Source organism: Microcoleus sp. FACHB-672, from assembly GCF_014695725.1.
In the GTDB taxonomy this organism is placed as follows: domain Bacteria; phylum Cyanobacteriota; class Cyanobacteriia; order Cyanobacteriales; family Oscillatoriaceae; genus FACHB-68.
In genome coordinates, this window is the sequence record NZ_JACJOU010000019.1 from 1 (window position 1) to 25093 (window position 25093).

At 46.7% G+C, this 25093-nt stretch carries 20 protein-coding genes and 1 pseudogene; 11 read left to right on the plus strand and 10 right to left on the minus strand.

Annotated elements, in window-relative coordinates; all coding sequences use genetic code 11:
- Nucleotides 1-165: pseudogene (locus H6F56_RS26345) on the plus strand (IS630 family transposase); the annotation flags it as partial.
- Between the two features lie 703 nt (nt 166-868).
- On the opposite strand, the gene H6F56_RS13665 reads toward H6F56_RS26345, so the two are convergent.
- Both H6F56_RS13665 and H6F56_RS13670 read right to left on the minus strand, forming a co-directional pair.
- Nucleotides 869-1186: an SH3 domain-containing protein gene (locus tag H6F56_RS13665; RefSeq protein ID WP_206753408.1), complete on the minus strand. Its 318-nt coding sequence runs from the start codon at nt 1184-1186 to the stop codon at nt 869-871.
- A 404-nt stretch (nt 1187-1590) separates the two neighbouring features.
- Nucleotides 1591-2508: a 3'-5' exonuclease gene (locus H6F56_RS13670; protein ID WP_190669057.1), complete on the minus strand. Its 918-nt coding sequence runs from the start codon at nt 2506-2508 to the stop codon at nt 1591-1593.
- A gap of 522 nt (nt 2509-3030) precedes the next feature.
- Here H6F56_RS13670 and H6F56_RS13675 point away from each other — a divergent pair.
- On the plus strand, nt 3031-3627 hold the full coding sequence (locus tag H6F56_RS13675) for a hypothetical protein (RefSeq protein ID WP_190669060.1): 597 nt from the start codon (nt 3031-3033) through the stop codon (nt 3625-3627).
- A gap of 529 nt (nt 3628-4156) precedes the next feature.
- Nucleotides 4157-4327: a hypothetical protein gene (locus H6F56_RS13680; RefSeq protein WP_190669061.1), complete on the plus strand. Its 171-nt coding sequence runs from the start codon at nt 4157-4159 to the stop codon at nt 4325-4327.
- 153 nt (nt 4328-4480) lie between these two features.
- On the opposite strand, the gene H6F56_RS26350 is transcribed toward H6F56_RS13680, so the two are convergent.
- From H6F56_RS26350 to H6F56_RS13720, 8 genes are all read right to left on the minus strand, one after another.
- A complete protein-coding gene (locus H6F56_RS26350; RefSeq protein ID WP_190669063.1) occupies nt 4481-6340 on the minus strand; it encodes a calcium-binding protein in 1860 nt (619 codons plus the stop codon).
- Nucleotides 6341-6696: 356 nt separating this feature from the next.
- A complete protein-coding gene (locus tag H6F56_RS27340; RefSeq protein WP_199312831.1) occupies nt 6697-6891 on the minus strand; it encodes a hypothetical protein in 195 nt (64 codons plus the stop codon).
- Between the two features lie 807 nt (nt 6892-7698).
- Nucleotides 7699-7899 carry a hypothetical protein gene (locus H6F56_RS13695; protein WP_190669065.1) on the minus strand — a complete coding sequence of 67 codons (201 nt, stop codon included), beginning with the start codon at nt 7897-7899 and terminating at the stop codon, nt 7699-7701.
- Nucleotides 7900-8231: 332 nt separating this feature from the next.
- Nucleotides 8232-8819, minus strand: a complete 588-nt coding sequence (locus H6F56_RS13700) for a BON domain-containing protein (RefSeq protein WP_190669067.1) — start codon at nt 8817-8819, stop codon at nt 8232-8234.
- Between the two features lie 246 nt (nt 8820-9065).
- Nucleotides 9066-10271 carry a general stress protein gene (locus H6F56_RS13705; protein ID WP_190669069.1) on the minus strand — a complete coding sequence of 402 codons (1206 nt, stop codon included), beginning with the start codon at nt 10269-10271 and terminating at the stop codon, nt 9066-9068.
- A gap of 160 nt (nt 10272-10431) precedes the next feature.
- A complete protein-coding gene (locus tag H6F56_RS13710) occupies nt 10432-10965 on the minus strand; it encodes a BON domain-containing protein (protein ID WP_190669071.1) in 534 nt (177 codons plus the stop codon).
- Nucleotides 10966-11014: 49 nt separating this feature from the next.
- Nucleotides 11015-11605 (minus strand): hypothetical protein, encoded by a 591-nt coding sequence (locus H6F56_RS13715; protein WP_190669073.1) that lies wholly within the window; start codon nt 11603-11605, stop codon nt 11015-11017.
- Between the two features lie 436 nt (nt 11606-12041).
- Complete coding sequence (locus H6F56_RS13720) at nt 12042-12299, minus strand: CHAT domain-containing protein (protein ID WP_190669075.1); 258 nt, start codon at nt 12297-12299, stop codon at nt 12042-12044.
- Between the two features lie 1687 nt (nt 12300-13986).
- On the opposite strand from H6F56_RS13720, the gene H6F56_RS13725 reads away from it, so the two are divergent.
- The 8 genes from H6F56_RS13725 (at nt 13987) to galT (ending at nt 25041) form a co-directional block, all read left to right on the plus strand.
- Complete coding sequence (locus tag H6F56_RS13725) at nt 13987-15306, plus strand: glycosyltransferase family 1 protein (RefSeq protein WP_190669077.1); 1320 nt, start codon at nt 13987-13989, stop codon at nt 15304-15306.
- Between the two features lie 176 nt (nt 15307-15482).
- Nucleotides 15483-16715 carry a UDP-galactopyranose mutase gene (gene glf, locus H6F56_RS13730; RefSeq protein ID WP_190669079.1) on the plus strand — a complete coding sequence of 411 codons (1233 nt, stop codon included), beginning with the start codon at nt 15483-15485 and terminating at the stop codon, nt 16713-16715.
- On the plus strand, nt 16696-18897 hold the full coding sequence (locus H6F56_RS13735; protein WP_190669081.1) for a family 1 glycosylhydrolase: 2202 nt from the start codon (nt 16696-16698) through the stop codon (nt 18895-18897). The genes glf and H6F56_RS13735 overlap by 20 nt, the downstream gene beginning before the upstream one ends.
- 783 nt (nt 18898-19680) lie before the next feature.
- Nucleotides 19681-20058 carry an STAS domain-containing protein gene (locus H6F56_RS13740; RefSeq protein ID WP_190669083.1) on the plus strand — a complete coding sequence of 126 codons (378 nt, stop codon included), beginning with the start codon at nt 19681-19683 and terminating at the stop codon, nt 20056-20058.
- Nucleotides 20059-20472: 414 nt separating this feature from the next.
- Nucleotides 20473-21474 carry a UDP-glucose 4-epimerase GalE gene (gene galE, locus H6F56_RS13745; protein ID WP_190669085.1) on the plus strand — a complete coding sequence of 334 codons (1002 nt, stop codon included), beginning with the start codon at nt 20473-20475 and terminating at the stop codon, nt 21472-21474.
- 23 nt (nt 21475-21497) lie between these two features.
- Nucleotides 21498-21887, plus strand: a complete 390-nt coding sequence (locus H6F56_RS13750; RefSeq protein ID WP_190669087.1) for a signal peptidase I — start codon at nt 21498-21500, stop codon at nt 21885-21887.
- A 291-nt stretch (nt 21888-22178) separates the two neighbouring features.
- The gene (locus tag H6F56_RS13755; RefSeq protein ID WP_242031999.1) at nt 22179-24008 is read left to right on the plus strand and encodes a glycoside hydrolase family 2 protein; all 1830 of its coding nucleotides are present in this window, start codon (nt 22179-22181) and stop codon (nt 24006-24008) included.
- Nucleotides 23941-25041, plus strand: a complete 1101-nt coding sequence (gene galT / locus H6F56_RS13760; RefSeq protein WP_190669091.1) for a galactose-1-phosphate uridylyltransferase — start codon at nt 23941-23943, stop codon at nt 25039-25041. The genes H6F56_RS13755 and galT overlap by 68 nt, the downstream gene beginning before the upstream one ends.
- Nucleotides 25042-25093: the final 52 nt, after the last annotated feature.

Genomic DNA, 25093 nt, shown 5'->3' on the forward strand with positions numbered 1-25093 from the left:
CCCATCGAGAATTGCTGGTCAAAAATCAAAGGGATATTGCGGACGATAGGAGCAAGAACTTATCGAGCCTTGGATGAAGCGATTACACTAGCCTACCAACAAGTGTCCTCTCAGGACCTTCTTAATTGGTTTACTCACTGCTGTTACTGTACTTCATCTATTTGAGAAACGCTATAATAACACGAAAAATAATATGTTATTCGACAGCAATTTGAGAGCCTGTGAGACTGATAACGGTAGTATAACAACTTACAAGACACCAGCGTTACAGATTTCGAGCGCTTGGGAAAGGTGTTTCAATCTGTATCGTAAACAGCCGTTTGTGTAACCTGTTTTAATCATTGTCTTAGGATATATAAATTTTAGTTTTGACTAAGATGACGAGACAACATGATTACTGGAAACTCAATCACCAATTATGACCCTTGTAGCTCTGCCTAGAATTACAGTGTAAAAGGCCACCATGCTTCTCAGCCAGAATCTTGTAGGCGTCGCACAATTAAAAATTCCGTTTACAGACAAACTCAAGCTTAAAACTCTTCCCTTTAATCAGTTATTCGGGAATATTAGTTTACTGAATAGTTGTATCAGTTTCAGGTGTTATTTATTTTGGCAAATGTAATGTTAGTGCTTCGCTTCTACCTACCACTGAAAAGCGATCAATATTCCCGATTCTATCCATAATATCGCCAATCAGGTTCACCAGGTTTTTCTCTGTCTAATATAAAACCACCCTTCCTTCCCTTTTAGAGAAGGAGTTGGGGGTTAGGTTATTCCGATATACTTCACGTACTTGAGAAACACAATACTAGTAAAATGATAAAGCGAAGTACCTCAAAGATGCTTCGCTTTTGAGCGCAACTTGGTATTAATTGAAGCATTCAGGAGATATGAAGTCTTCGCGAATCCAGCCACGAGCGCCACTTTCGGGAAAACCAACGTAATACCAAGAAGAACCTTGGCTATCCTCGACGATAAATAAATCTTGAGGGGTACCACGGGGGTATCGTAATATGTGAACGCGATCACCCACAAGTCCATAGCCTTTCTGCTGAGAGTTTGTGCTAGCGTCGGAACGCAAATTGATCCGTGACCCTGGGGTTTCACCAGTCAGTGTTCCCATGCAATAAGACATTTCACTCTCAGGAATTTCTGACTGTGCAGAAGCCGGCGCTACTGACAGCATCAAAGTAGCTAGAAGCCCGGTGAAGGCAACTACTCGAGTATTGACTAAAACATTCTTAACTATTCTCATGTTTTCCTTGAACTAACTATTTAAGACATTTGTATGTTTGTAGCTTCTTCACTATAGCTGTTGCTTTATATAAGTCAATGCATTTTTCTGAAAGTTACTCAGATGAAACAACAGGGTTTTATGCAAAATCCTCAATATTAATTTTTGTAATAAAATACCTGATGATAAATATTTATGAATTGACCTCTTGAACGGAGCGCTAGACAAAGCGTTAAGCTCTTGTTAGGTGAACGTAGCTTGCACGCAATCCTTACAACCCATACTATAAAAGGAATACCAGCGAAAAATTCCCGCTCTAAAAAGGTGGGGTTTCTGTTAGAAATCAGTGCGAGAAATTAATAATAGTGATTACGGTAAGAGGTTGCTATAAGGAACTCCGACACCAACACTTCTGCCAGCAACTCTGGGACAGGGCACCAGATAGCTTCGTCAGGGGCAGCCATCCTCTGAAGCACTTCAAGAGCAGCTAAGCAATCACTCTTTGCTCTGTATCCCCCATTGAGAGGTTGCCATCGGTAACCCTCATAATTTAGGCTCCATTGCCCCACAAACTTTGAATACCACTCTATCAGGCAGGCGCTGTTGCGTTGCTTCAGGTCTAGCGCTGGCAGCCTGTGCAGCTTGTAGTTATGCCTCAATATGTAGTAGTCAAATCCAAAGTCATAAGCTACTAAATACTTACCCCTCAAGGCGTCTGCGATTTGAGGCCAAACTTTAGGCAGTGTTGGTGCATCCTTCACCATCTCATCAGTAATGCCGTGAATGGCTATGACTTCATCAGGGATGAAGATCTTCGGTTTGACGAGGGTATCAACGAGAGGGGTGCCGGCCTTATCAATGATGGCAATCTCCACTATCTCAGCCTTATCCAAATCAAAGCCCGTTGTCTCAGTCTCTAAAATCACGAAATCCTTTTCCAGCATCTTTTTAGCCCAACGGATAGCGACAACTTGGTCTATCTCGATGAAGCCGCCGTTGTCATACCACTCTCTGAATTCTGCTATGCGCTCTGGGTTTTCGAGGGGCTTAGGTGTACACTTGCGTCGAGGCTTCACGCTCTCAGAATTCTCAAGGTCATAAAGATTGAGTATATATTCGGAAGTTTGGATAAACGCAACAGGACTTTTTGCCAATAGTCCCAGCGTAGCCAGTTGTTTCTTGGTTTTAAGATTATCGGGCGGTGAGTTATCTTCATCCCACCAGGAATACTTAGGCAATGTGTCGTTACTACTCTCAACCTGCTGCCGATTCATGACCAATGGCCCCTCGTTGATACTTCTCTTCTTCGGCATCCCGCCGGTGTTGTTACTGAGCTGAAATCGCGCTTATTTGGGCTTAATCAGTGTTTGCGATTTTTCTTGACTTTTGTATATTCTCAGATACTTTCGGATATTCTATCCCTAGACTTTTTGCGGCGATTTGGGGAGACAAACGGCAGAGGTTGTGGTTACTCTTCCAAAAAATCTGTTTTTTGTGGTTGTAAGTTGCGTCGGCACACCCAACCCAAACTTTTCACCCTAAATTGGGATATGCAAAATTTCTGCTGCTTCGATACCTCTGCCGGCACCCCAAATCTATATAAAAAATAAAGGGGTTTGCGTCTTGCGGGATGTATAGGGATAGAGGTAACTATGTCAGAGTAAAAAGATAATTTTATAATTTTTTAATGATTTTCTTTGCTAAATATTTGCTAAACTTACTACAAACTTGATAAATAAAAACTTGCTTTAAATAGGTTTAGATTCTCCCACACGGTAGCAAGAAAATAATATCTAATGAATAAGAAGCCATTTTCTCATAGCAATAATTACAAAAAATTTACAGAGTTTTGGGTAGCTTTCTTTTTGGTAGGCTGTTTGCTCATAGTAGGAAGCTTATTGGCAATTCTACCTACAATCCCTAAAGTAGTCGCTGCACAAGAAGAAGTCATTTGGCATTGTTCTGCATTTGGGCAGGGCCACCATTATATTGTAGATCAACTCGTAAAAAAAGGTGGAGCAAGTTTTGACCTTGCTATTTATCAAGTTGATAAAAGTCGTCCTTTAAATAAAGACTATTTGGGGCCAGCACCGATAGATTATTTAGAAACGGTGACTCTCGTAGCCAGCCTCGATAATAATACTGCACTAGTAGCAACAGGCCAAAATAGTAAAGGAGTTGTACAGGTTGAAGCATTTGGTAGAACACCTGCTTTCCGTGTCAAGAATAGTACGACGGAGGCTCCTGCAATTGGGCGTTGTGATAGATTTTGGGAAATGGCTAGCAGTCAAACAAGGAAAAAAATTAGAGAGTGTTTAGTAGCAGTTGCTCGTGAACAGGAAGGTAATATTGCAGAAGCCCAACGTTCTAAGTGCTTGTTTATTGATCAGTAAAATATCGATTGAAAAAGCAGCTTTCTACTATAAAAGTTTCGAGCTAAAAAACTATTTTAGATAGTTTTTCCATAGGCTGAAATATTATTTGTTATTTACAAATTGTTTTTGCTAGTAGTTTTTTTTTGCAGAGTTAGCCTACAAAATCTTGGTCAGTTAGGACTTGCAAGTGCCGCCTGATAAATCGCCGCTTGCAGAACGTTGACCCGTCTGGCCGGTTCTTAGAAATGTACGGGGGATTGTCCACACTCAGCGGCGGATGGCCGGCCTGTAATGAGGGGTGCCGATTCAGACTGCTGACTGCTCTGATCAGAGCATCGACTCCGGTGGGCTAGTATAGGCACAGGTATTGAGGGATTTCTCGCGGGATGGCTAAGAGCAAGTTCTGCCCCGAAACGGTCGAGGTGATAATTGACGCTATCCGCGCAACAGGTGGCGACAAGGCCGGCTGGGAAGCAGTGGGGATATCCGAGTGGACTTTCTATAATTGGTGCAAAACCCGTCCTCAGTTTTCCCAGGAAGTCACCCGATGCCTCACTGGGTCTGTGATCGGATTCTAGGCAAGAAGCTGGAAGTCTTTGAGGTACTGCAAGTGTTGCTGGCTGAGGGAGTAGCAACGCCGGCACAAGTGGACATTGTCAGGGACGGATTGAGCGAGTTGACTGAGAAGGTGAGAACGAGTGGCCAGCCCTTGACTTAAAGGCATTAAAAAGGGGTACCGGCGAACACCCCGAAATCGCTGAAATGATAGTTTTGAAAATTGTCTTTTTGCCCTTCAAAGCTATGGGCAGTAAAAAGCTATGGGCTGGCTGAAAATCGCTTTCAATCCTTAAAAAAAACTTGGAAGTTGCTACTAATTAAGAAAGACATTTGGTGAGGGGATACTTGTACCCTCCCCTTTAAGAACTTGGATGTCATAGTTAGATAAATATGTGTTTGGAGAAAGAGCGGCAAATTGAACTTGTGCAATTGCCCCAGTACCATCCCGGTCAAAGGAGAGTGCCCCAGTTGATTGGTTGTAGATAATGCGATGACTTGAATTAGTTGCGGCAGTGCCAACGATAAATTGTGAGGGATGCAGAGTTCCAGGGATTACTCCTGATGTAGTGATTAATAATGATGGAGTGAATATGCCGCCACCGAATCCAGTAGATGAAAGCGCAATTTTATCTCCTTCGTACCATTTAAAGTCAGTAATGGTATCCATACCTTGAGTCGCAGAGTCAAAGGAAAAGTAATCTGCCCCGGTTCCGCCAATCAATACATCAATACCAACACCACCTTTTATCCTGTCATTCCCTGCGTTACCCCAAAGGTAGTTGTTGCCGGGAGTACCGACAATATAGTTGTTGAGTTCGTTGCCGTAACCGTAATAAGCACTACCTACAAGGTGAAGGTTTTCGACATTTGCGCTTAGGGTATAGCTGGCATTATAAGAGTAGACAATATCTGTGCCGGCACCAATATCTTCAACAACCACATCAGTAGTATCGTTTACATCGTATCTGTCACTACCTAAGCCGCCTGTCATCGTATCAATGCCGGCAGCGCCCCAAAGGTAGTTATTCTGGGCATTACCCCATATTCTGTTATTCAGTGCATTGCCATAGCCATAGTAAGCACTGCCACCGAGAAACAGGTTTTCGACGTTCGTACCTAAGGTGTAGTTGATAGAGGTGAAAACAGAGTCTATATCGTCACCGACACCTTCAATAACCACATCGTTGATGTTATCTATATAGTATCTATCACTACCGGAGCCACCTTCCATTATGTCAATGCCTGCACCTCCATCGAGGGTATCATTGCCGGCTAATCCATAGATGCTATCGTTGCCGGTATCCCCCAAAAGGTTGTTATTCTGGGCATTTCCCCATATTCTATTATTCAATGTGTTGCCATAGCCCTTGCCAGCGTTGCCTTGAAGATAAAGATTTTCTACATTTTCGTTTAGGGTATGGTCATGATAAGAGTAGACAATATCTGTGCCAGCACCAACCTCTTCAATAATCTTACCGCCGTAACCAAGCATATTGGAGTAATTTGTTACATCGTATCTGTCATTACCTAAGCCGCCTGACATCGTATCGCTGCCCCCCCAGCCGCCCCAAAGGTAATTATCCTGGGCATTACCCCCTATTCTGTTATTAAGTTCGTTGCCATGTCCATAGTATGCACTGCCTAGAATGTAAAGATCTTCTATATTGGCGCTTAGGGTATAGCTAGCATAAGAGTAGACAATATCATCGCCTATAACTCGGTCTTCAATAACTACATCCCTGGTGTTTTCTAAAGAGTAAGTGTCATTACCGAAGTCGCCTACCATCGTATCAATGCCGACACCGCCCCAGAGGTAGTTGCCGTTGTCATCACCGTCAATATAGTTGTTGAGTTCGTTACCATAGCCGTAGCTCCTAACGTAAAGAGAAGTACCAATAAGATCAAGATTTTCTACGTTTGCACCTAAAGTGTAACTTTTAAGACTGTAGACGCTATCTGTGCCGGCACCTACCCCTTCAATAATCACATCACTGGTTATATCGTATAGAAGGTAAAGGTCATTCTGTAATCCGCCTACTAACGTATCAATGCCGATTCCTCCATTGAGGGTGTCATTGCCGGCTAAACCATAGATACTATCGTTGCCGCTTGTATTTGGATCAGTAAGTCTAGGCAGATTGTCATTCCATGATGTCCCAATGATTGTAGCCATATCAATTACTCCAAATTAGTGTTGTCGAGTTAACTAAAAAGCATCCATTACACTGCTCTTTATCTCAATTGAAACTATGGGCTGGTATCCTAGCAATGAATGATAGTAGCTTGTATTTACCTATGCGATATTCGCTTTTTAAATTTCAAAAAATAGAATAATGATGGAAGAGAGGCAATCCTACACTATTCATTTACAGTATTAGAAAACATAGAGGCTTACATCCTCTATTACTTAAGCTAATAAAGCTATGAAAAATTTAGTTTTTTGCCCGGTTAACAGATTTAAAAAAGCTTGTGAAGGAAATTTTTTGCTTTACGGACAGGCTCAGCGATATCATAAACGAAGATTGTCATTTAGTCAATTGGCCCGAGAACCTGGCCAGCACTCGTATTTAGTTGCTGATAGGAATTGTACAAAGTAATGCGATTACACGGCAGATGCAAACCATTGCTAGCAGAGGGATTAGCGTGAAGATACCAGCTCGTCGTCTCAATCGAGCTAGGCCCCAAAGTTGCCTGCACGAGATGAATGGGGCAGCCTTTATTCATTGCGTGGGATGCGTGAGAGTGCCTGAGCCAATGGGCGAGACTTTCCCTTCAATTCCAGGGTGTTTGCCGGCAGCCGAGACAATCTGTGCAAAGGGGCAGTGCGGAGATGGCCTCCCTTCTGAGACAAAAACACCGGCATCTCGGCTCCCCTGCCTGAGCGCTTTAGGCGTTATTAGCTGAGGGAGTTGCCACGTCGGCACAGGTGGACATTGCGAGGGATAGGCTGAACTCGCTTACGGAGAAGATGAGAACGAGCGGCCAACCCTCGATATGAAAGTATAAAAAATAGGGTGCTGATAAAGGTTTAGATAGCAGGTTTATGCTGAGACGCTCCACACTTTTTTGCGATTGTCAAGCTCAGTTTTTACTGGCTGTTTTCTGATTCTAAGCTGAGCTAGTTCAATCTAGGTAAATCAAAAATATTAGACACAAGAAATTTCAATTTGCGTTGACACTTGCAATCTCATTTTTATTTAATTCAAGGAAAAGTATTTATGAAAGAGATTGAAGAAAATAGCCCCAGCTTCTTTTAGCCAACTGCCTACCAAGTCCGCTATCTCTAGCGCTTGTCTTATTGTCATGTAGCTCAGCTCTTTCTCTTCACGGGCGTTAAGTTCTGCCTTTACTTTTGCAGCTATCTCGGATTCTAGAAAGCTGCTTAGGCGCACGGTGGAGCAGTAGTTCCAAACGGTTATGGGTTGCGTGTCATAGCTGAGCCAAAATGCGTAGCGAACAGCCCGCAATCTCTCTCCTTTTACTACCTCAAACCCGTCCGCTTCCAGTTCCTTTCGATGATGCTTGATGGCATTATTTCATCGCGCTCACCGGCACTTCGTAATATCTGGCGACATCTTCCGTTCGCGCCACGCTGCCAATATATTCGCCGGCCTGATACCTATTGACCATTTCCTCATTGCTCATTTTGCCGTTCCAGCCGGCGACAACCATTAAGATTGCCTTTACCTTGTTGAGGGTTTCTTTGGAGATCTGCTCTGTAACGTTTTCCATGCGATGGTTGCGATACGATGGTGACTCAACCAGTACAAGAGGAGTGTTGGTGAACAGTTCTACTCCTTAACTTTGTGAAAGAAAGTAGTGCTGGGTGAATCTTTACAAGTATACGGAGCTGGCATACTATTTTGGGTTGATCGAAACTTTCTTTTCTATTCTATTAGTGTCCTAACCTTAAAACGTAGTGCTATAAAATTGTAGATTTTGAATTGAAGTGAAATAAAAAAAGCCTGTTACTAATTGAAGTAACAAGCTTTTGACTCGTTTTGAGATCTTACGAATTAAGATTGCCTGTTTTTACCAAACTGAAAAGCTCAAAAATTTCGCCTTTACTGGGGGCTTTTGGTCTCAGTGTTTTCAGTTTCTTTGTCAACTTCCTTGTCGGCTTCCGGGGTTGTTGTGTCCGCGCTGCTGGCTCCCGGCGTTGTTGTTTCCGTGTCGCTGGCTGCCGGCTCAGATGTTGCTGAAGCAAGGGTTGCTTTATTGGTAACTGTGTTAACACCTTTGACTTCCTTCGCCAAAGTGTCGATCTGGCTCAATTGCGCTTCAGTCTCAACCGTGCCGGTGATTGTGACAGCACCCTCATCACTAGCAGCAACAGTTAGCTGACTGGAAGGAAGGTTAGTTTCGAGGGTATTGCGAACTTTACTTTCAATGTCGTCTTCGCTGATATCTTGCGGGTTTCCAACCGCTTCATTCCGCTGATCCCGTGCTCGTTCGTCTGAGGATATTTGAGCTTGACGGGTTTCGCTCGCCGCGTCTTTTGTCGTCTCACGAGCGCTTTCTGCATCCGGAGCTATGGTAGCGGTTTCATTCGTGGAATTGGGAGCGTCAGAGCTTGTCTTAGAAGTGTCTTGGCAAGCAGCAGCACCTAGGACTAAAGCACCGCTTAGGAGAAATGGAATAAACTTTTTCATTGTGTACTTTTTTTCTTGGAACTGCCTAAGGCATCTGTGAGTTAAAGAAATCTTACACTTTATTTCTTTTTATGACAAGTAGTTAATAAAATGATGCAATTTCTGGAAATCAAGCAATCTTTATTCCCATGAAAATTTGGAGCTTTTAGAATATTAATTCTAGAAGCTCCAAGATGGGATTTTAAAAATTTGCCCCTCAATTAGCAACAGCCAGTCAGGCTTATCATGATGCTAAATTTAAGGCGATCAATGCCCCAGATTTTTCGCATCGCGGTCATAAACCGTTTCAGGGAAAGGTACGCCAGGAGCGCCGGTTGTGGCGTAGGTCGCATCACCCGTGTTGGTAGGAGTGGGGGCATCGTACACACCCCAATCCTGAATGCCGCGATGGTTGAGAATTGTGTCAGCGTGGCGAACCTCTTCTTCAGATCCATTCACCATCACCAAATAATCACCGCGTGCCACCCGATCGCCATAAACTTTAGCGCGCTCTTCAGGAATGCCTAAACCAACTAAAGCACCAATCAAACTGCCGGCTGTTGCACCCAGGGCAGTACCGGCCAAGGTGGTGGCAATTGCAGTGGCTTCAGCACCGGCTAGCATGATCGGCCCAATGCCGGGAATTGCTAGGGCACCCAAACCGACTAGCAAACCAGTAAGTCCGCCTAGTGCGCCGCCTGTCAGTGCGCCGGTTGTTGCGCCTTCGTCAGCCTTATTGCCTACGCGATCTTTCACATCAACGCCGGCGATATCTCCCTCGCGATCAGCATCTCGTGCGATCACGGAAACTTTATTCATCGCAAAACCAGCATCGCGCAAGTCGTGGAGCGCTCTTTCGGTTTCTGCGCGGCTAGAAAAAACACCGACTGCCCGTTGATGCCGGCCAGCACCTCTGTCGGTGCTACCCGCGGGTGCGTCATAGATGCCCCAATCTTGAATTCCACCACGGCTGAGGATCGTTTCTGCCGCATGGATTTGCTCGTCTGTACCTTCTACGAGCACTAAATAATCGCCCTTAGAGACGCGCTCATTGTAGCCTTTAGCACGATCTTCGGGAACTCCCAACCCGACCAGTGCGCCCACCAGACCGCCGGCAGCAGCACCAATCGCACCGCCGATCAAAGTGTCCCCTAAAATAGAGGCCAGAGCGCCTCCTGCCATAATAGGGCCAATTCCCGGAATCGTCAGCGCAGTCAGACTTCCGATTAAACCGATCAAACCTCCTGTCGCAGCACCGGCTACAGCACCGGCTTTCGCGCCCTCGCCCGCTTCTTTACCCGGACGATCACTCATTCCAACGCCGCCTACGTCCTTGCGTCCGTCACTATCCTGGGCAACGACGGAGACTTTATGCATGGGGAAGCCAGAAGTTCTCAGTTCATTGAGTGCCGCCTCGGCGTCACGGTAGTGGGAAAACACACCCACTGCACGTTTGTGTTGACCTATTGCCATTTTTCCTTCCTCCATTATCTGCAATCTGAGCGGGCAGGCATGACACGGTTTACCAGCCTGTCCCACTTATTTACACACTTTTTGTCTAGCGTATTCATCAGCCGCTAGGGATAACGTCACTCTCTATCAAGAGATAGAGAAGTAATCAGTCAAAGCGGAATTAATTTTCTTTCTCTTTTTCTTTCTCTTCTCCTTTCTCTTCATCTGTATCCTGATCTTTTTCGTTGCTATCTCCAGGAACTGCGGATTTTACAGTGGCTTTAACATCCACAGTTTTAACCCCTTTAATTTCCTTGGCTAAAGGTTCGATTCTAGCTAGCTGTTCTGGTGTGGGAACCACTCCGGATATCACCACCGCTCCCTCATCGGCTTTAACCGCTAGAGAACTTGCCGGTAAATTCACTTCCAATTTGCTGCGAATTTCGCTTTCTAAATCGTCATCTGCTCTTTCTAATGGGTTGCCGGCAACATTGTTGCGTTCCTCTCTGGCACGGATATCAGCATTGGCTTGTGCTCTGCGAACTTCGCTGACGCCATCCTTCTGATTTTCTTTAGCAGTTTCAGCATCTGGAGCTTTGGGGTTCGTCTCTGTAGTGGTATCGGGAGCATTAGAACTTGTTTTAGCTACGTCACTGCAAGCGCCGGCACTTAAAACTAATAGACTGCTGAGTAATAAAGTTGTTAGCTTTTTCATTTTCCTTCTCCTTAATGTATTGGTAAAACTTGTTGGTGACTAAGGTTAGTTACATCCCCATCCAAGCATCTGATGGCACATCACTTATTTGTTTTCTTTGAGCGTCGTAGATGATCAAGTCTTCAATCTGCCGCTGAGTCAGAATTTTTTCAGCGATGGCAATCTCTTTGTCTGAGCCTTCTACCATCACCAAATAGGCTCCGCGTGAGACGCGTTCGTAATAACTTTTTGCTTGAGCTTCGGGAATGCCCAAACCGACAAAAGCCCCCATAAAACTCCCCGCCGCCGTACCAATTGCACTCCCCGCCAGCGTGGTTGCCAGGGCAGTTGCTTCCGCACCCGCTAACATAATCGGCCCAACGCCGGGAATGGCGAGTATGCCCAACCCGACCAGTAAGCCAGCTACTGTTCCCAAAGCCCCACCAGTCAACGCACCTGTCGCAGTGTTTTCTTCCGCTTGATTGCCACTTTCGGCGCTTTTAACCAGGTTGGCAATCTCCCTATCTTCCTCAGTATTTCTGGAAATTACAGAAATCTTTTCTATAGGAAAGCCGGCTGCTTTTAGTTCCGTAAGTGACGCCACAGCATCTTCGATTTTGGCAAATATGCCGACAGCGCGTTTGGTTAGAGAGGAACCCATTTGCTTTTTTAGGTAGTTGAAACAGTGAATAAAAAATCAGTTTTATACATTTATATTAAGCTGAACTTGCTTAAGAGTTCATCACTCTTTAGGTGTAAGTTAAGGCTCTGTCGGTAGAGGGATAAAATAGCAAAAATGACATCTTCATTGCATTGTTACTAGCAGAATGTCATGGGTTATAGGGGGTGACTCAGTTAACCTCTGGCTGTTTAAGCCACGCAAAGCAGCGCGATCTCCTCTCGTGCAGCCGGGTGCGCTTTAGCGGTGTTAGAGACAAGAGTTGAAGGGAATTGAGTGCCGCAGTTGATCCCGGCACGGTATTCAAGTCATTGCCTCTGTTAAAGCCGGCGAAGGGCAAGAAAATCTTACGTTGATTTAAATTCTTAATAATAAATTCTAGATGTTACTGCCAATTGCCTACTAAGATGTCGGGTGCCTATTTCCTTGGTTGAAACGCAGGGTTATCATCCATCAGCTTTAATTGGACTTGGCGGAGTGCTGCTGCTTTGGCAGTTTTAGGATTTCCTTTTAACTGTTTATACAACTCCTCGGCTAACTGAGCAGTGAAATTGTCGTTCACTAGCCATAAGGAAGCAATGATACTGCGTGCGCCGGCTTTCACAGCAACTCCCGCAACTGCCAAAGTCGCTCGTTTATCTCCCTTGGCGGTTTCACAGCCAGAAATAATCAGCAACTCACGTTGGTTAGAAGTTCTTTGCTCGCTTATTCACAAGCTGTTATCTAAATCTTTAACTTTGAGATCTTTGTCCCAAACATCGATAGAGGTTTGATTTGAATCAGAACTAAATTTACCCTGCGTTTCTATATGAAGCACAGAGATAGAACCTGATTGAAATGTGGTTGGTAAAGTGACATCAATAAAATCTCTCTTGAGAAGAATCTGAGTTTAAGTAGGAAATTATTCTTGAATTTTATTAAGTTCACTTTTTACATAGGGAATGGGCGGCGAATCTTTCCCCTCAAATTTTTGTTTTTCACTAATGCCGGCAGCTAAAACCTTTAACTTTTTCGGTAAGAAAGAGCTTCCTAGTTTTGGCAAGCTTTATATCGGCACCCTCTGAGGTTAAGGGTGGGTAACCCCTTATCTCTCCTGAGTAAGCCGACAAAACAGCCGGTGATTGCAACACCCGTGGTGTGATCACCAAAATCTATACAAAATATAAAACACCTTTAGGCTTGAGACTATACAACTTTGCCCACTGGATTTCGTCCACCTGTCGAGATTGACTAAAAATTTCTATCTTAAGGGGGATTCATAAATTTTTCAGAAAGCTCTATGGTTGAGATCGGTTGTTTACGCGTCGATCACCAATCGCACCGCAGTTGCCTGAAGGCTTGAAATGTCTGTGCTGCCGGCAGTTACTTCCGATTGTGATTGCCGGCCAAGCTGTAGCGCATTTCAGGATCTGTTGAGACTTTGCCAGGAAATAAGAAAACAATAGAGGAAAGCGAGTGTTTAGCCCTTTGTCGGTCAGAGTAAAAAATTAGCTGTTAATATGGGGTAAAATTTTGCTCATTCTTGCCTGTCCCTTTTCATTCTCAAATATTTGTGCCGGCCTGACTTGACAAACCTGTGGAGAAAGCTCTCACAAAAAAGTTTAATTCAAATTGTTAATAATCTAAAATCAGATAAAAAACTTGTTAGTCATTAAGTTTGAATTAAAAACTTTCAAGAATAAAAGCATTTTTTATTAGTGCTTATACATTGCATTCAGGCTATTTTGAAGTTTATTGTACTGACAAGTTCGGTTAATCATCCGTGGTTTTTCGTTTCTAATCGTTAGAGAAACAAAAGTCGAAGTAATGTTCTATACCAATACCGTTGATTGGTATATCTTCAGGAATACATTTAAACTTAAGCAATCTTGTTTTAGAAAAAAGTTTAGCTTGTAGACCTTAAAGAATTAGCACAAACGCAATACCTGAAGAGCTGAAACACTTTTTCTGGTTTGGACAAGCCGCATCCAAGCGAGGTTGTATTGTCAATTACAAGCTAACTTTACACAATCTTAATTCTTCAGGTATAAACTGATGCATTTTTTTAGGAATGAATTACATAAAGTGGCGTTTATTTTTGTTCCGTATTTATAGCAACCTCATCCTTTAGGCAGAAGAAGGTCATAAACTAAAATGATATTGTTTTGGTTAATCAGAGCAATCCAAAACAAAAGCTTAAAGTGAAGTTTTCCAGTCTGCAAAAGACAGCAATTTGTACTTCATTATAAGCTAAGCGAACGCTTCCTTCAAACTCATTTTTTTTGTAACGTTCTGGTGAAAACGTTCCCAGTGATGTTTGATAGCTAACTGCTTTTGACACTTCTAAAAAACAGCATCGAACGACTAAATATCTGAGGCTACTTATGTCCCTGTACGAAGGTAAAATAACTAACGATCTCAGCAATGTTGTATCTCTAGCCGAATCTGCTCAAAAACTCGCTTCATCGCCGAGTTCCCAAGCTTCAGACAACGGCGTTCACAGCTCCGAAGACTCCCTTCCACAGGTGCCCGATCTCGTCTGCTTATGTCATTTGCGCTGGGATTTTGTCTACCAACGGCCTCAACATCTGTTGAGCCGGTGTGCAAAAACGCGGCGCGTATTCTTGATCGAAGAGCCAATGTTCGTTTCTGAACCGGAAGGACGGTTGGATGTCAGCCAGCGCGAGAGTGGAGTGTGGGTGATTGTTCCACATTTGCCAGAAGGCATGGGTGAAGAGGCGGTAAATACCCTTCAACAAAAACTCATTGACGAGCTGTTTGCAGAACACAGCATTGATCAGTACATTTTGTGGTACTACACGCCAATGGCGATGGCGTACACGCGGCATCTCAAGCCCTTGGCAGTTGTCTATGATTGCATGGATGAACTTTCGGCCTTCAAAGGAGCGCCACCGGCACTGAAAGAGCGCGAAGCTGAACTGTTCAAACGTGCAGACTTAGTATTCACCGGCGGGCATAGCCTTTACGAAGTGAAGCGCAACCAGCACCCCAACGCCCACCCATTTCCCAGCAGCATCGAAGCAGCGCACTTTGCACAAGCGAGAAACCTATCAGAAGATCCGGCAGATCAGGCAAATATCCCCCACCCGCGCCTCGGTTTCTATGGGGTGATAGATGAACGGATGAATCTTGAACTGCTTGCTGGCATTGCCGAAGCGCGTCCTGACTGGCATCTGGTGATTATTGGGCCGATTGTCAAAATCGATCCCGCCGTCTTGCCGCGTCACGCAAACATTCACTATCTGGGCGGCAAATCTTATCAAGAATTGCCATTGTATCTTGCCGGCTGGGATGTCGCGTTGCTGCCATTTGCGCTCAACGAGTCAACGCGCTTTATTAGCCCCACCAAAACCCCAGAATACCTCGCTGCCGGCAAGCCGGTGGTGTCAACCTCTATCCGTGATGTGGTGCGTCCCTATGGGGAGCAAAACTTGGTGGCGATCGCAGATACCTCTGCCGAGTTTGTTACCGCAGCGGAAGCAGCGCTGAATCAGAATGCCGGTGAATCAGCGCAATGGCTGAGTGAGGTGGATGTCTTCCTCTCTCAAACGTCTTGGGATCGCACTTGGGGGCAGATGTTGCAACTGATTGAGTCTGTCATTAGCGATCGCATGGCATCGGCAGACGGTTTAGTAGGTTCAAAGGAAAATCGCAACACTGCCGCCTCCGTTCATCACGGATAGCAGACAGTCAAGTTTGACCCCTTCGATTTAACGTTCCACCGGCAGCGACTATTCCCGGCTGCGTCGGGAGCGATTTGTTCAACAATTTCCTGCTTTGAAGCGGCCTTTTCATCCTTTGAGAGAAAGTGAGAAAAGTGAGTGACCGCCTGATTAAATACAAAAAGTGAGGTACTTCAATGTTCGATTATTTGATTGTGGGCGCAGGTTTTTCAGGAAGCGTGCTCGCCGACCGGCTAGCGCGTGAATGCAACAAAAAGGTTCTGATCGTTGACACGCGCAACCATATCGGCGGCAATGCCTATGATTGCTATGACGAATCTGGCCTTCTCATCCACAAATACGGCCCGCATATCTTTCACACCAACTCCCGCGAAGTCTTCGAGTACCTCTCGCAATTCACCGAATGGCGGCGCTACGAGCACCGCGTTATTGCCAGCGTTGATGGGCAACTCGTTCCAATCCCGATTAACCTCGACACTATCAATAAACTCTACGGTTTGAAACTGACTTCCTTCGAGGTCGAAGAGTTTTTCAAGTCGGTTGCTGAGCAAAAAGAATACATCCGCACTTCAGAAGATGTCGTTGTCAGCAAAGTCGGACGGGAACTGTACGAGAAGTTTTTCCGCAACTACACCCGCAAACAATGGGGACTCGACCCATCCGAACTCGATAAGTCAGTGACGGCCCGCGTTCCTACCCGCACCAACCGCGATGATCGCTATTTCACAGACACCTATCAAGCGATGCCGCTGCACGGCTATACCCGGATGTTTGAGCGGATGCTGACGCACCCCAACATCAAGATCATGCTCAATACCGACTACCGCGAGATTCAGAACATTATTCCGTATCGGGAAATGATCTATTCCGGGCCGGTCGATGAATTCTTCAATTATCGCTTTGGGAAATTACCCTATCGCTCCTTAGAATTCAAGCACGAAACCCACAATATGCCGAAGTATCAACCCGAGGCAGTGGTTAACTATCCCAACGAACATCTTTACACCCGCATTACCGAGTTCAAGTACCTGACCGGACAAGAACATTCTAAAACAAGCATTGTTTACGAATTTCCCCGTGCAGAAGGCGACCCTTACTACCCCGTGCCGCGCCCAGAGAATGCCGAAGTTTACAAGAAATACAAGGCGCTGGCTGACGCGACCCCAGGCGTGCATTTTGTAGGCCGGCTCGCAACTTACAAGTATTACAACATGGATCAAGTGGTGGCTCAGGCGCTGACGATCTACAAACAAATTAGCACCCAGCCACAAGAAGCCGGTGTCACAGAGGTAGTCCAGAAGAAAATGGCTCCCGACATCACCCTGCCGCCGGCATTAGAAACCCCAGGACTTGCGCTTTCAAAATTAGAATCTCTAGGAGGCAACGGTAATGGTAAAGCCACTTCCTAACCCGCGCCTTGAAATGTGGGGCGGAGTGGAATGCACCGTTAACCGTGTACGCGACCAGTATTTTGACCAGTTGGAGCGAAACGGCCACGCAACGCGCCTAGAAGACCTCGATTTGTTTGCAGAGCTGGGCGTGTCTGCCCTTCGTTACCCGGTGATCTGGGAACGAACAGCCCCTAATAATGTCGAGGATGCCGACTGGTCATGGGCGGATGAGCGACTCGGACGCCTGCGGGAACTGGGCATTCGCCCGATTGTGGGACTGGTTCACCACGGCAGTGGGCCTCCCCATACCAGCCTGATCGATCCGGCGTTTCCGGAGTTGCTGGGCCGGTTCGCCGGCGCAGTGGCAAAGCGCTATCCGTGGGTAGAAAGTTACACGCCGATCAATGAACCCTTGACAACGGCACGTTTCAGCGGACTGTACGGCCATTGGTATCCGCATGGCTGTGATGATGCGACGTTCCTACAGGCTTTGATCGTAGAGTGCCGCGCCACTGTGCTGTCAATGCAGGCAATCCGGCAAGTAAACCCCACGGCACAGCTGGTTCAAACTGAGGACTTATGTAAGGTTTTCAGTACGCCCCTGTTGGCGTATCAGGCGGAGCTGGAAAATCATCGCCGATGGCTGAGCTTCGATCTGCTGTGCGGTCGTGTCAACCGTGACCATCCCCTTTGGAAATATATACTCAAGGCCGGCATCCCTGAGGCTGAACTTGATTTCTTCCTTGAGCAGCCTTGTCCGCCCGATATTTTGGGTATTAACCATTACCTGACGAGCGATCGCTTCCTGGATGAGCGCCTGGAACGCTATCCAACGAGCACGCATGGAGGCAATGGCCGGCACAGGTACGCAGATGTGGAAGCCGTGCGTGTCTGTACCGAAGGGATAGCAGGGCCGCGCCGGCTACTGACAGAGGCGTGGGAGCGCTACCATCTGCCAATGGCTGTAACCGAAGTCCATCACGGCTGCACGCGAGAGGAGCAACTGCGCTGGTTTTATGAAGTCTGGGGGGCTGCAGAAAGTCTGCGGCAGGAGGGAGTAGACGTGCGGGCGATCACAGCTTGGTCGCTCCTCGGTTCCTACGACTGGAATACCCTGGTGACTCGCCTCAGCGGTCACTATGAGCCAGGAGTGTTCGATCTGCGTTCCCCCCATCCCCGCCCAACCGCACTTGCCCGAATGCTGCGCGAGTTCTCTACCGGGGGCAAATATGAACACCCTCTGCTTGAGATACCGGGTTGGTGGCATAGAACCCAGCGGCTGCTCTATCCGGCAGTGAGTTGTGACGTTGAAAGCAAGCCCAATTTTGTGGAAGTTCAACTACCCAGCACAAATTCATCCACGCCGCGCCCCCTAGCGATTATTGGAGCTAGAGGAACCTTAGGAAATGCCTTTGCTCGCCTGTGCGAACTGCGAGGCATTCCCTACCACCTTTTAACTCGTCAGGAAATGGATATTGCTGATCCAGTTTCTGTAGATGGGGCGTTGAGTGAGTTGCAGCCTTGGGCAGTTGTGAATGCTGCCGGTTATGTTCGCGTGGACGATGCGGAACACGAACCTCACAAATGCCTGCGCGAGAACGCTGAAGGGCCGGCAATTTTGGCGGCTGCGGCGCAAAAGCGGGGAGTTGCCTTGCTCACTTTCTCATCGGATCTGGTATTCGATGGAGCCACAATTTCACCATACGTCGAGAGTGATGCGGTTGGCCCGCTCAATGTTTACGGGCGCAGCAAAGCAGAAGCTGAGGTTAGGGTTTTACAGGCGCATCCTTCGTCGCTTGTGATCCGTACCAGTGCCTTCTTTGGGCCGTGGGACGATTATAACTTCGTGACCGTTGCCCTGCGAACGCTCTCTGCTGGGCATCCTTTCATGGCTGCAGAGGATGCGGTGATTTCGCCGACTTACGTCCCAGACTTGGTGAATGCCAGCTTGGATCTGTTAATTGATGGCGAGTATGGGTTGTGGCATTTGGCTAATCCAGATGCGATCGCTTGGGCTGATTTCGCACGGATGGCGGCTAAACTTGGCGGTGTCAGTGCCGGCCACGTTGATGCCCGTCCAGTCCGAGAACTCGGACTTGTCGCGCCCCGCCCCACTTACAGCGCTCTCAGCAGCGAACGCGGCGTGCTGCTTCCGTCTCTGGAAAATGCCTTTTTCCGCTATTTCCACGAGCGCGGGTGATACAAAAATGCAACTCAGCTCAAGAGAATTTCCTAAAACCCATTTTGTAGCGTTCTCTTAGAATAAAGTTCAAAAGATGAAAGTTCAATCAAGTATTTTTATGATTTATAAAAATACTTGGTTAACTCATCTTTGACTTTTTTATTTATATTGAGAAATCAGGCCGGCACTCTGTTTAGTGTGTCTGCTCCTTCGCTCTAACCTAATGGTAGAGCAGAGTTCCATTTAGCTAGTCAGATTACTAAAGGTTACAAAAACACTTTTTATCACAATTTTAAAGCTGATTGCTAGTGATTCACATAGCAGCAGTTTTCTTGTGAAATTTGACCTCTAAAATCAGCCATATTTGATTTTTCTAAAATTGTTCGCTTTTTCTATGGGCGCGTCTTCCATTCACTTTTTTTAATGACTTACCCCCAAAAAACTTATCTCTTTTTAAGAGCAAGCTTTTTAGCCAATACCCCTATCAAATCGTACAAACCTTTAATGAAACAATGTATTCAAAATAACAAATAATTGTAGTATCACATCTTCTTCCTCAAGATAGAGGAGTAACTTTAACAGATCGCTTAAATTATTGGAATGGCAAACCAAATGTATTTTCAGCAAAATCAAGCTTAACCGTACGAGACTTGGCTGTAACCAAACAGAACAGAAGAAACTTAGTTGGTTAGCCTTGCAAGGATAAAACTTAAAAAAGAAGTTTTGACTGTTGGTAATTCTGAGGTTTGCCGACAGCTATGGAGCTTCACAATTTCACTTTAGCCATTCAAAGGAGTCTGTATGAGTCTGGTTATAAAAGCGATCCAATATCCCGAAAAATTGGACAAGAAACGGATCGCCCAGTTTCATCGAGAAATTGAAGCCGTGGTTGCTGCTGGAGGGAATATTATTTTGATCGACTTCAAAAATGTTTCATTTATTAGCAGTCCAGGTTTAATTCCTCTAGTTTCAGCGTTTAGAAAAGTTAAAGTCGCTGGATGCAAATTCTTTGTTTGCTCCATGAACGCCCAAGTCAGAATGTTATTTGAGTTAACGGGTTTGAATCAAGTTTTTGAGACTTTTACTACTAATCGAGATGATTTTTCCAAGCCGGCTTTCTCAAAAAATATCTCATTCAAATCTTCTACGCTCAAAGTGAGTCAGTTAGTCGAAAAATAATCATAGAACCCATTTTGTGAGTTGCTGTCTTTGTACCAATTAAGATAAAGCTTTTAAAAATGAACCTAGAACTGCTCAGGCAAGCTAGGTTTTTATTTGTTAATTGAAACATTTACAGGTTGTCCGGCTATTTCGGGAAGCACCCCACCCATTAAACTGCGGCAAGCCAAGATTCTCTAAAACAATAATCAACGGGGCGGGTTTTCGCATTTATGCTCACAAAGGTTTTTTTGGGGGATATCCATTGCCGGCAGCGTCTCTTCCTTTAGGTGGATTTTTGTCAGCAAGACTACTCATGAAAATCTAAAATATGAGATTCTAGAAGCAGAACAAGCGTTGAAAAATTTATGTAGCTCAACTGACATTCATCAGCAGCCATCTGTCTAAAAAAAAGAACATTACCGAGTATTAAAAATGCCAGAAAGCAAATCAACTATTTTAGTCACCGGCGGTGCCGGCTACATTGGCAGCCATGCGGTACTCGCCCTGCAGCAAGCCGGTTACGATCCGATCGTTCTTGACAATCTGGTGTACGGGCATCGAGAAATTGTTGAAGAGGTATTAAAGGTTAAGTTGATTGTCGGCGATACCAATGATCGTGCTTTACTGGATGACCTTTTTGCGACTCACTCCATTGACGCTGTCATGCATTTCGCCGCCTATATTGCCGTCGGTGAATCCGTTACAGATCCAGGCAAATATTACCGCAATAATGTCAATGGAACGCTGACGCTTTTAGAAGCAATGGTGGCGGCAAATATCAAGCAATTTGTCTTCTCCTCCACTTGTGCGGTTTACGGAATGCCAAAAACTGTTCCGATGGCTGAAGATCACCCTCAAGATCCGATCAGTCCTTACGCAACCAGCAAGCAAATGGTGGAGCGTATCTTAGCAGATTTCGATATAGCTTATGGCTTAAAATCAGTTGCTTTCCGTTATTTTAACGCTGCCGGTGCTGAGGCAAGCGGCTTGCTGGGAGAAGACCACAACCCGGAAACTCATTTAATTCCTTTAGTATTACTAACTGCCTTGGGTAAACGAGAATCTGTCTCCATTTTTGGCACCGACTATCCAACTTCAGACGGCACTTGCATTCGAGATTATATTCATGTGAGTGATTTAGCTCAAGCTCATGTTTTAGGCTTGGAATATTTGCAAAAAGGGGGAGATAGTAACGTATTTAACTTAGGGAATGGCAGCGGGTTTACCGTGAGAGATGTGATAGAATCGGCACGTCTGATAACCGGCAAAGAAATTAAAATCATAGAAAGCGAACGCAGAGCCGGCGATCCTCCTGCCTTGGTGGGAAGTAGCGACAAAGCCCGAAAAACTTTAGGTTGGAATCCCCAATATCCTGACATCAAAGAAATTCTCACTCACGCATGGCAATGGCACCAAAAGCGACATATTAACTAGGGGACAATACTGGGAATTTGGCAATGCAACCTCAAGTTATTTTTGGAAATGCCGGCACGGAAGGTGCCCCTCGCCGGGGTTGGTTTATGGGGCACTTTCTAGACCTTCCTGATGATCCTCGTTCCACTTCCGAACTTGAAGTGAAATGGGCTGTTCATGAAGCGGGAGAAGGGAGAAATCAGTGGGCGACAAATGCTGAAGCAACCACCCTTTCTATCCTAATTCAAGGGCGATTTTCTATTCAATTTCCCGAACAAGAATTTATGCTTTCTCGTGAGGGCGATTATGTTCTGTGGTCTCCTGGAGTGCCTCATACTTGGTTAGCCGAAGAAACTTCGACCATTCTTACCATTAGATGGCCATCAAAGTCAGGGGATAGTGTGGCAACAAGTCGCGCCGGCACAGACCAGTGAATAATGATGAGCTTGGAAATAAAACGGTGGAGCAAAATTATGTATGAGCTTGCTTAATTTTTTCGAGCTATTAAGTTTTACAACAAATTGGCCGGAACCCTAGGCACAAACATGGAATAAAAATCTATTGTCAAGTTAGAGACCGTTATACAAAAACCCGACACGGGAACTCTGACCTAAAGTAGCTAGGATTGATTATCCATGAGTTCGTTTGGTAAATGGCTTGAGAATTGTTACATACAACAGCAGCCTGGTGAAGGCAGTAGCCAGAGTAATTTTGAATTAAGCAAAATGGCCTATCCACGCCCACAGTTACAACGCCCCAATTGGATGTCTCTTAACGGCCCGTGGAAGTTTACTTATGACGACGATGGGCGATTTGTTCAACCTAGTGATATTTCCGAGTGGACGCACACCATTGAGGTGCCGTTTGCGCCGGAAACGACCCGCAGTGGCATCGGCGACACCGGCTTCCACCCAAATTGCTGGTACGAACGCGAATTTGACGTGCCGGCAGGCGGAGGAAGAGTGCTGCTGCAATTTGCCGCAGTAGATTATCGTGCCCGTGTCTGGGTCAACGGTCAATTCATCACAGAACATGAAGGCGGCAACACCCCGTTCACCGCCGACATGACCCACGTTCTGAATGAAAATGGGCCGCAGCGGGTAACAGTCTGGGCGCAAGACGACCCCCAAGACTTAGCCAAACCCCGTGGCAAGCAAGATTGGCAGCTGGAACCCCACAGTATTTGGTATCCGCGTACAACCGGCATCTGGCAAACCGTCTGGGTTGAACGCGTTCCCCCCACGTATATCAGAAACATTCGCTGGACACCGGACTTCGAGCGCTGGGAAATCGGCTTTGAAGCCTTTGTTTCCGGCGAACCGTGCAATGACATCCAACTGAAGGTGAAACTCTCCCTTGGGTGCCAGATGCTCGTTAATGATACCTACGAAGTCATTAACCGGGAAGTTCACCGCCGCATCGCCCTTTCCGACCCAGGCATCGACGACTACCGCAACGAATTGCTTTGGAGTCCGGAAAAGCCTAGCCTGATCGACGCCGAGATTGAGCTTTGGTGTGATGGCCAACTCATGAATGTCGTTAGATCCTATACGGCAATGCGGTGTGTCGCGATCCAGCGTGACCGCTTCATGCTCAACGGGCGTCCCTACTATTTGCGGCTGGTTCTCGACCAAGGCTACTGGCCCGAAAGCTTCATGACCGCGCCCTCAGATGAGGCGTTGCGGCGGGATGTCGAGTTAGTCAAAGCGATGGGATTTAACGGGGTGCGGAAACACCAGAAAATTGAAGACCCCCGCTTTTTATACTGGGCAGACGTGCTCGGTTTGCTCGTTTGGGAAGAAATGCCCAGCGCCTACCGCTTCACCCCGAAAGCCGTGGAACGCATTACGAAGGAATGGGCGGAGGTCATTGAGCGGGATGTCAGCCACCCCTGTATCGTGGTGTGGGTGCCGTTCAATGAATCTTGGGGCGTTCCGAACTTAACAGAAAGTGCAGCGCACCGGAACTATGTGCAAGCGCTGTATCACTTGACCAAAACCCTCGATCCGACGCGCCCGGTAATCGGCAACGATGGCTGGGAAAGTACGGATACAGACATTATTGCGATTCACGATTACGACAACAAACCCCAGCGTTTAGAAAAGCGCTACGGGCCGCAGGTTGACCTGACGAAACTGTTCGACCGGCAGCGTCCCGGCGGGCGCATCCTCACCCTCGACGGCCACCCCCACCAGGGACAGCCGGTGATGCTCACCGAGTTCGGCGGTATTGCCTATGCCGGTCGCGAAGCACCCGAAACCGACAAAGTCTGGGGATATGTACGGGCAGAGGAAATTTCAGAACTGCAATTGCGCTACACAGCGCTGTTGGAAGTGGTGAACAGAATAGAGATGTTCAGCGGATTCTGTTACACGCAGTTAACGGATACGTTTCAGGAAGCCAATGGCTTACTGTATGGCGACCGCACACCCAAATTTCCCATTGAAGCAATCGCAACGGCAACCTTAGGAGGAGAGGAAGAGGACGATGTATTCTGTGGAACGATTAAAGCCGGATGGCCGCAAGCTGACCCTATACAGTCGATTCCCCATTGACCCCGCCATAAAAGCCACCAGCCCCAGCGATGAGCCGGTGCAGGCGAACCCTCACCTGCGCTGGCATCCCTTGCGGGGAGAATGGATAGCCTATGCCAGCCACCGGCAAGGGCGCACGTTTATGCCGCCGCCGGAATACAATCCTTTGGCACCCAGCATCAATCCTGAGTTTCCCACGGAACTACCTCAGGGGAAATATGATGTGGCGGTGTTCGACAACCGCTTTCCCTCTTTGGCGCTGGCGGCGCAAAATCCGCCGGCAAGTATTGTGGAGACGCTGCCGGCAAATGGGGCGTGTGAGGTGGTGGTGTTTACGCAAGATCCGGAAGCCACTTTCGGTTCCCTGCCGCTAGATCACCTGGAACTGCTGTTGCAAGTCTGGGCAGATCGGACACGGGCAATTGGAGAAAATCCTCACATTCAGTATGTGCTGCCCTTCGAGAACCGGGGCGTGGAAATGGGGGTGACGTTGCTGCATCCCCACGGGCAAATCTACGCCTATCCCTTGGTACCGCCGGTGCCGGCAAGGATGCTGGAATGTCAGCAAGCCTATTACCGGCAACACCAACGAGGTGTGCTGGAAGATTTGATTCAAAAGGAAATTGCGGACAAACAGCGGATTATCTATCTGGATGAACACGCCATCGCTTTCGTGCCGGCGTGTGCGCGTTATCCCTATGAAGTGTGGGTTGCCCCGATCAAGCCGGTTGCGACGTTTGGGGATCTGACGCCACAACAGCGTCAAGCACTCGCCAGAGCTTTAAAGACCGTCACCCTCAAATATGATGGGATGTGGCACCGGCCTTTCCCTTACTTGATGGCGTGGTTTCAAGCGCCGACAGATGGGCAGCCGCATCCCGAAGCACATCTGCACGCAGAGTTCTATCCGCCCTACCGCACAAGTGAACGCCTCAAGTATCTGGCGGGAACTGAACTGGCAGCAGGGCTGTTTGCGAACGATGCTTTGCCAGAGGAAAAAGCCAAAGATTTACAGGCAGTTGTCGTGAATATCGAAACGCCAGTGGCTTTATGATCCGCCTTTAAGAATTGGGAAAAGATCCCCCCACGCCACCCTAGTGGGGGCT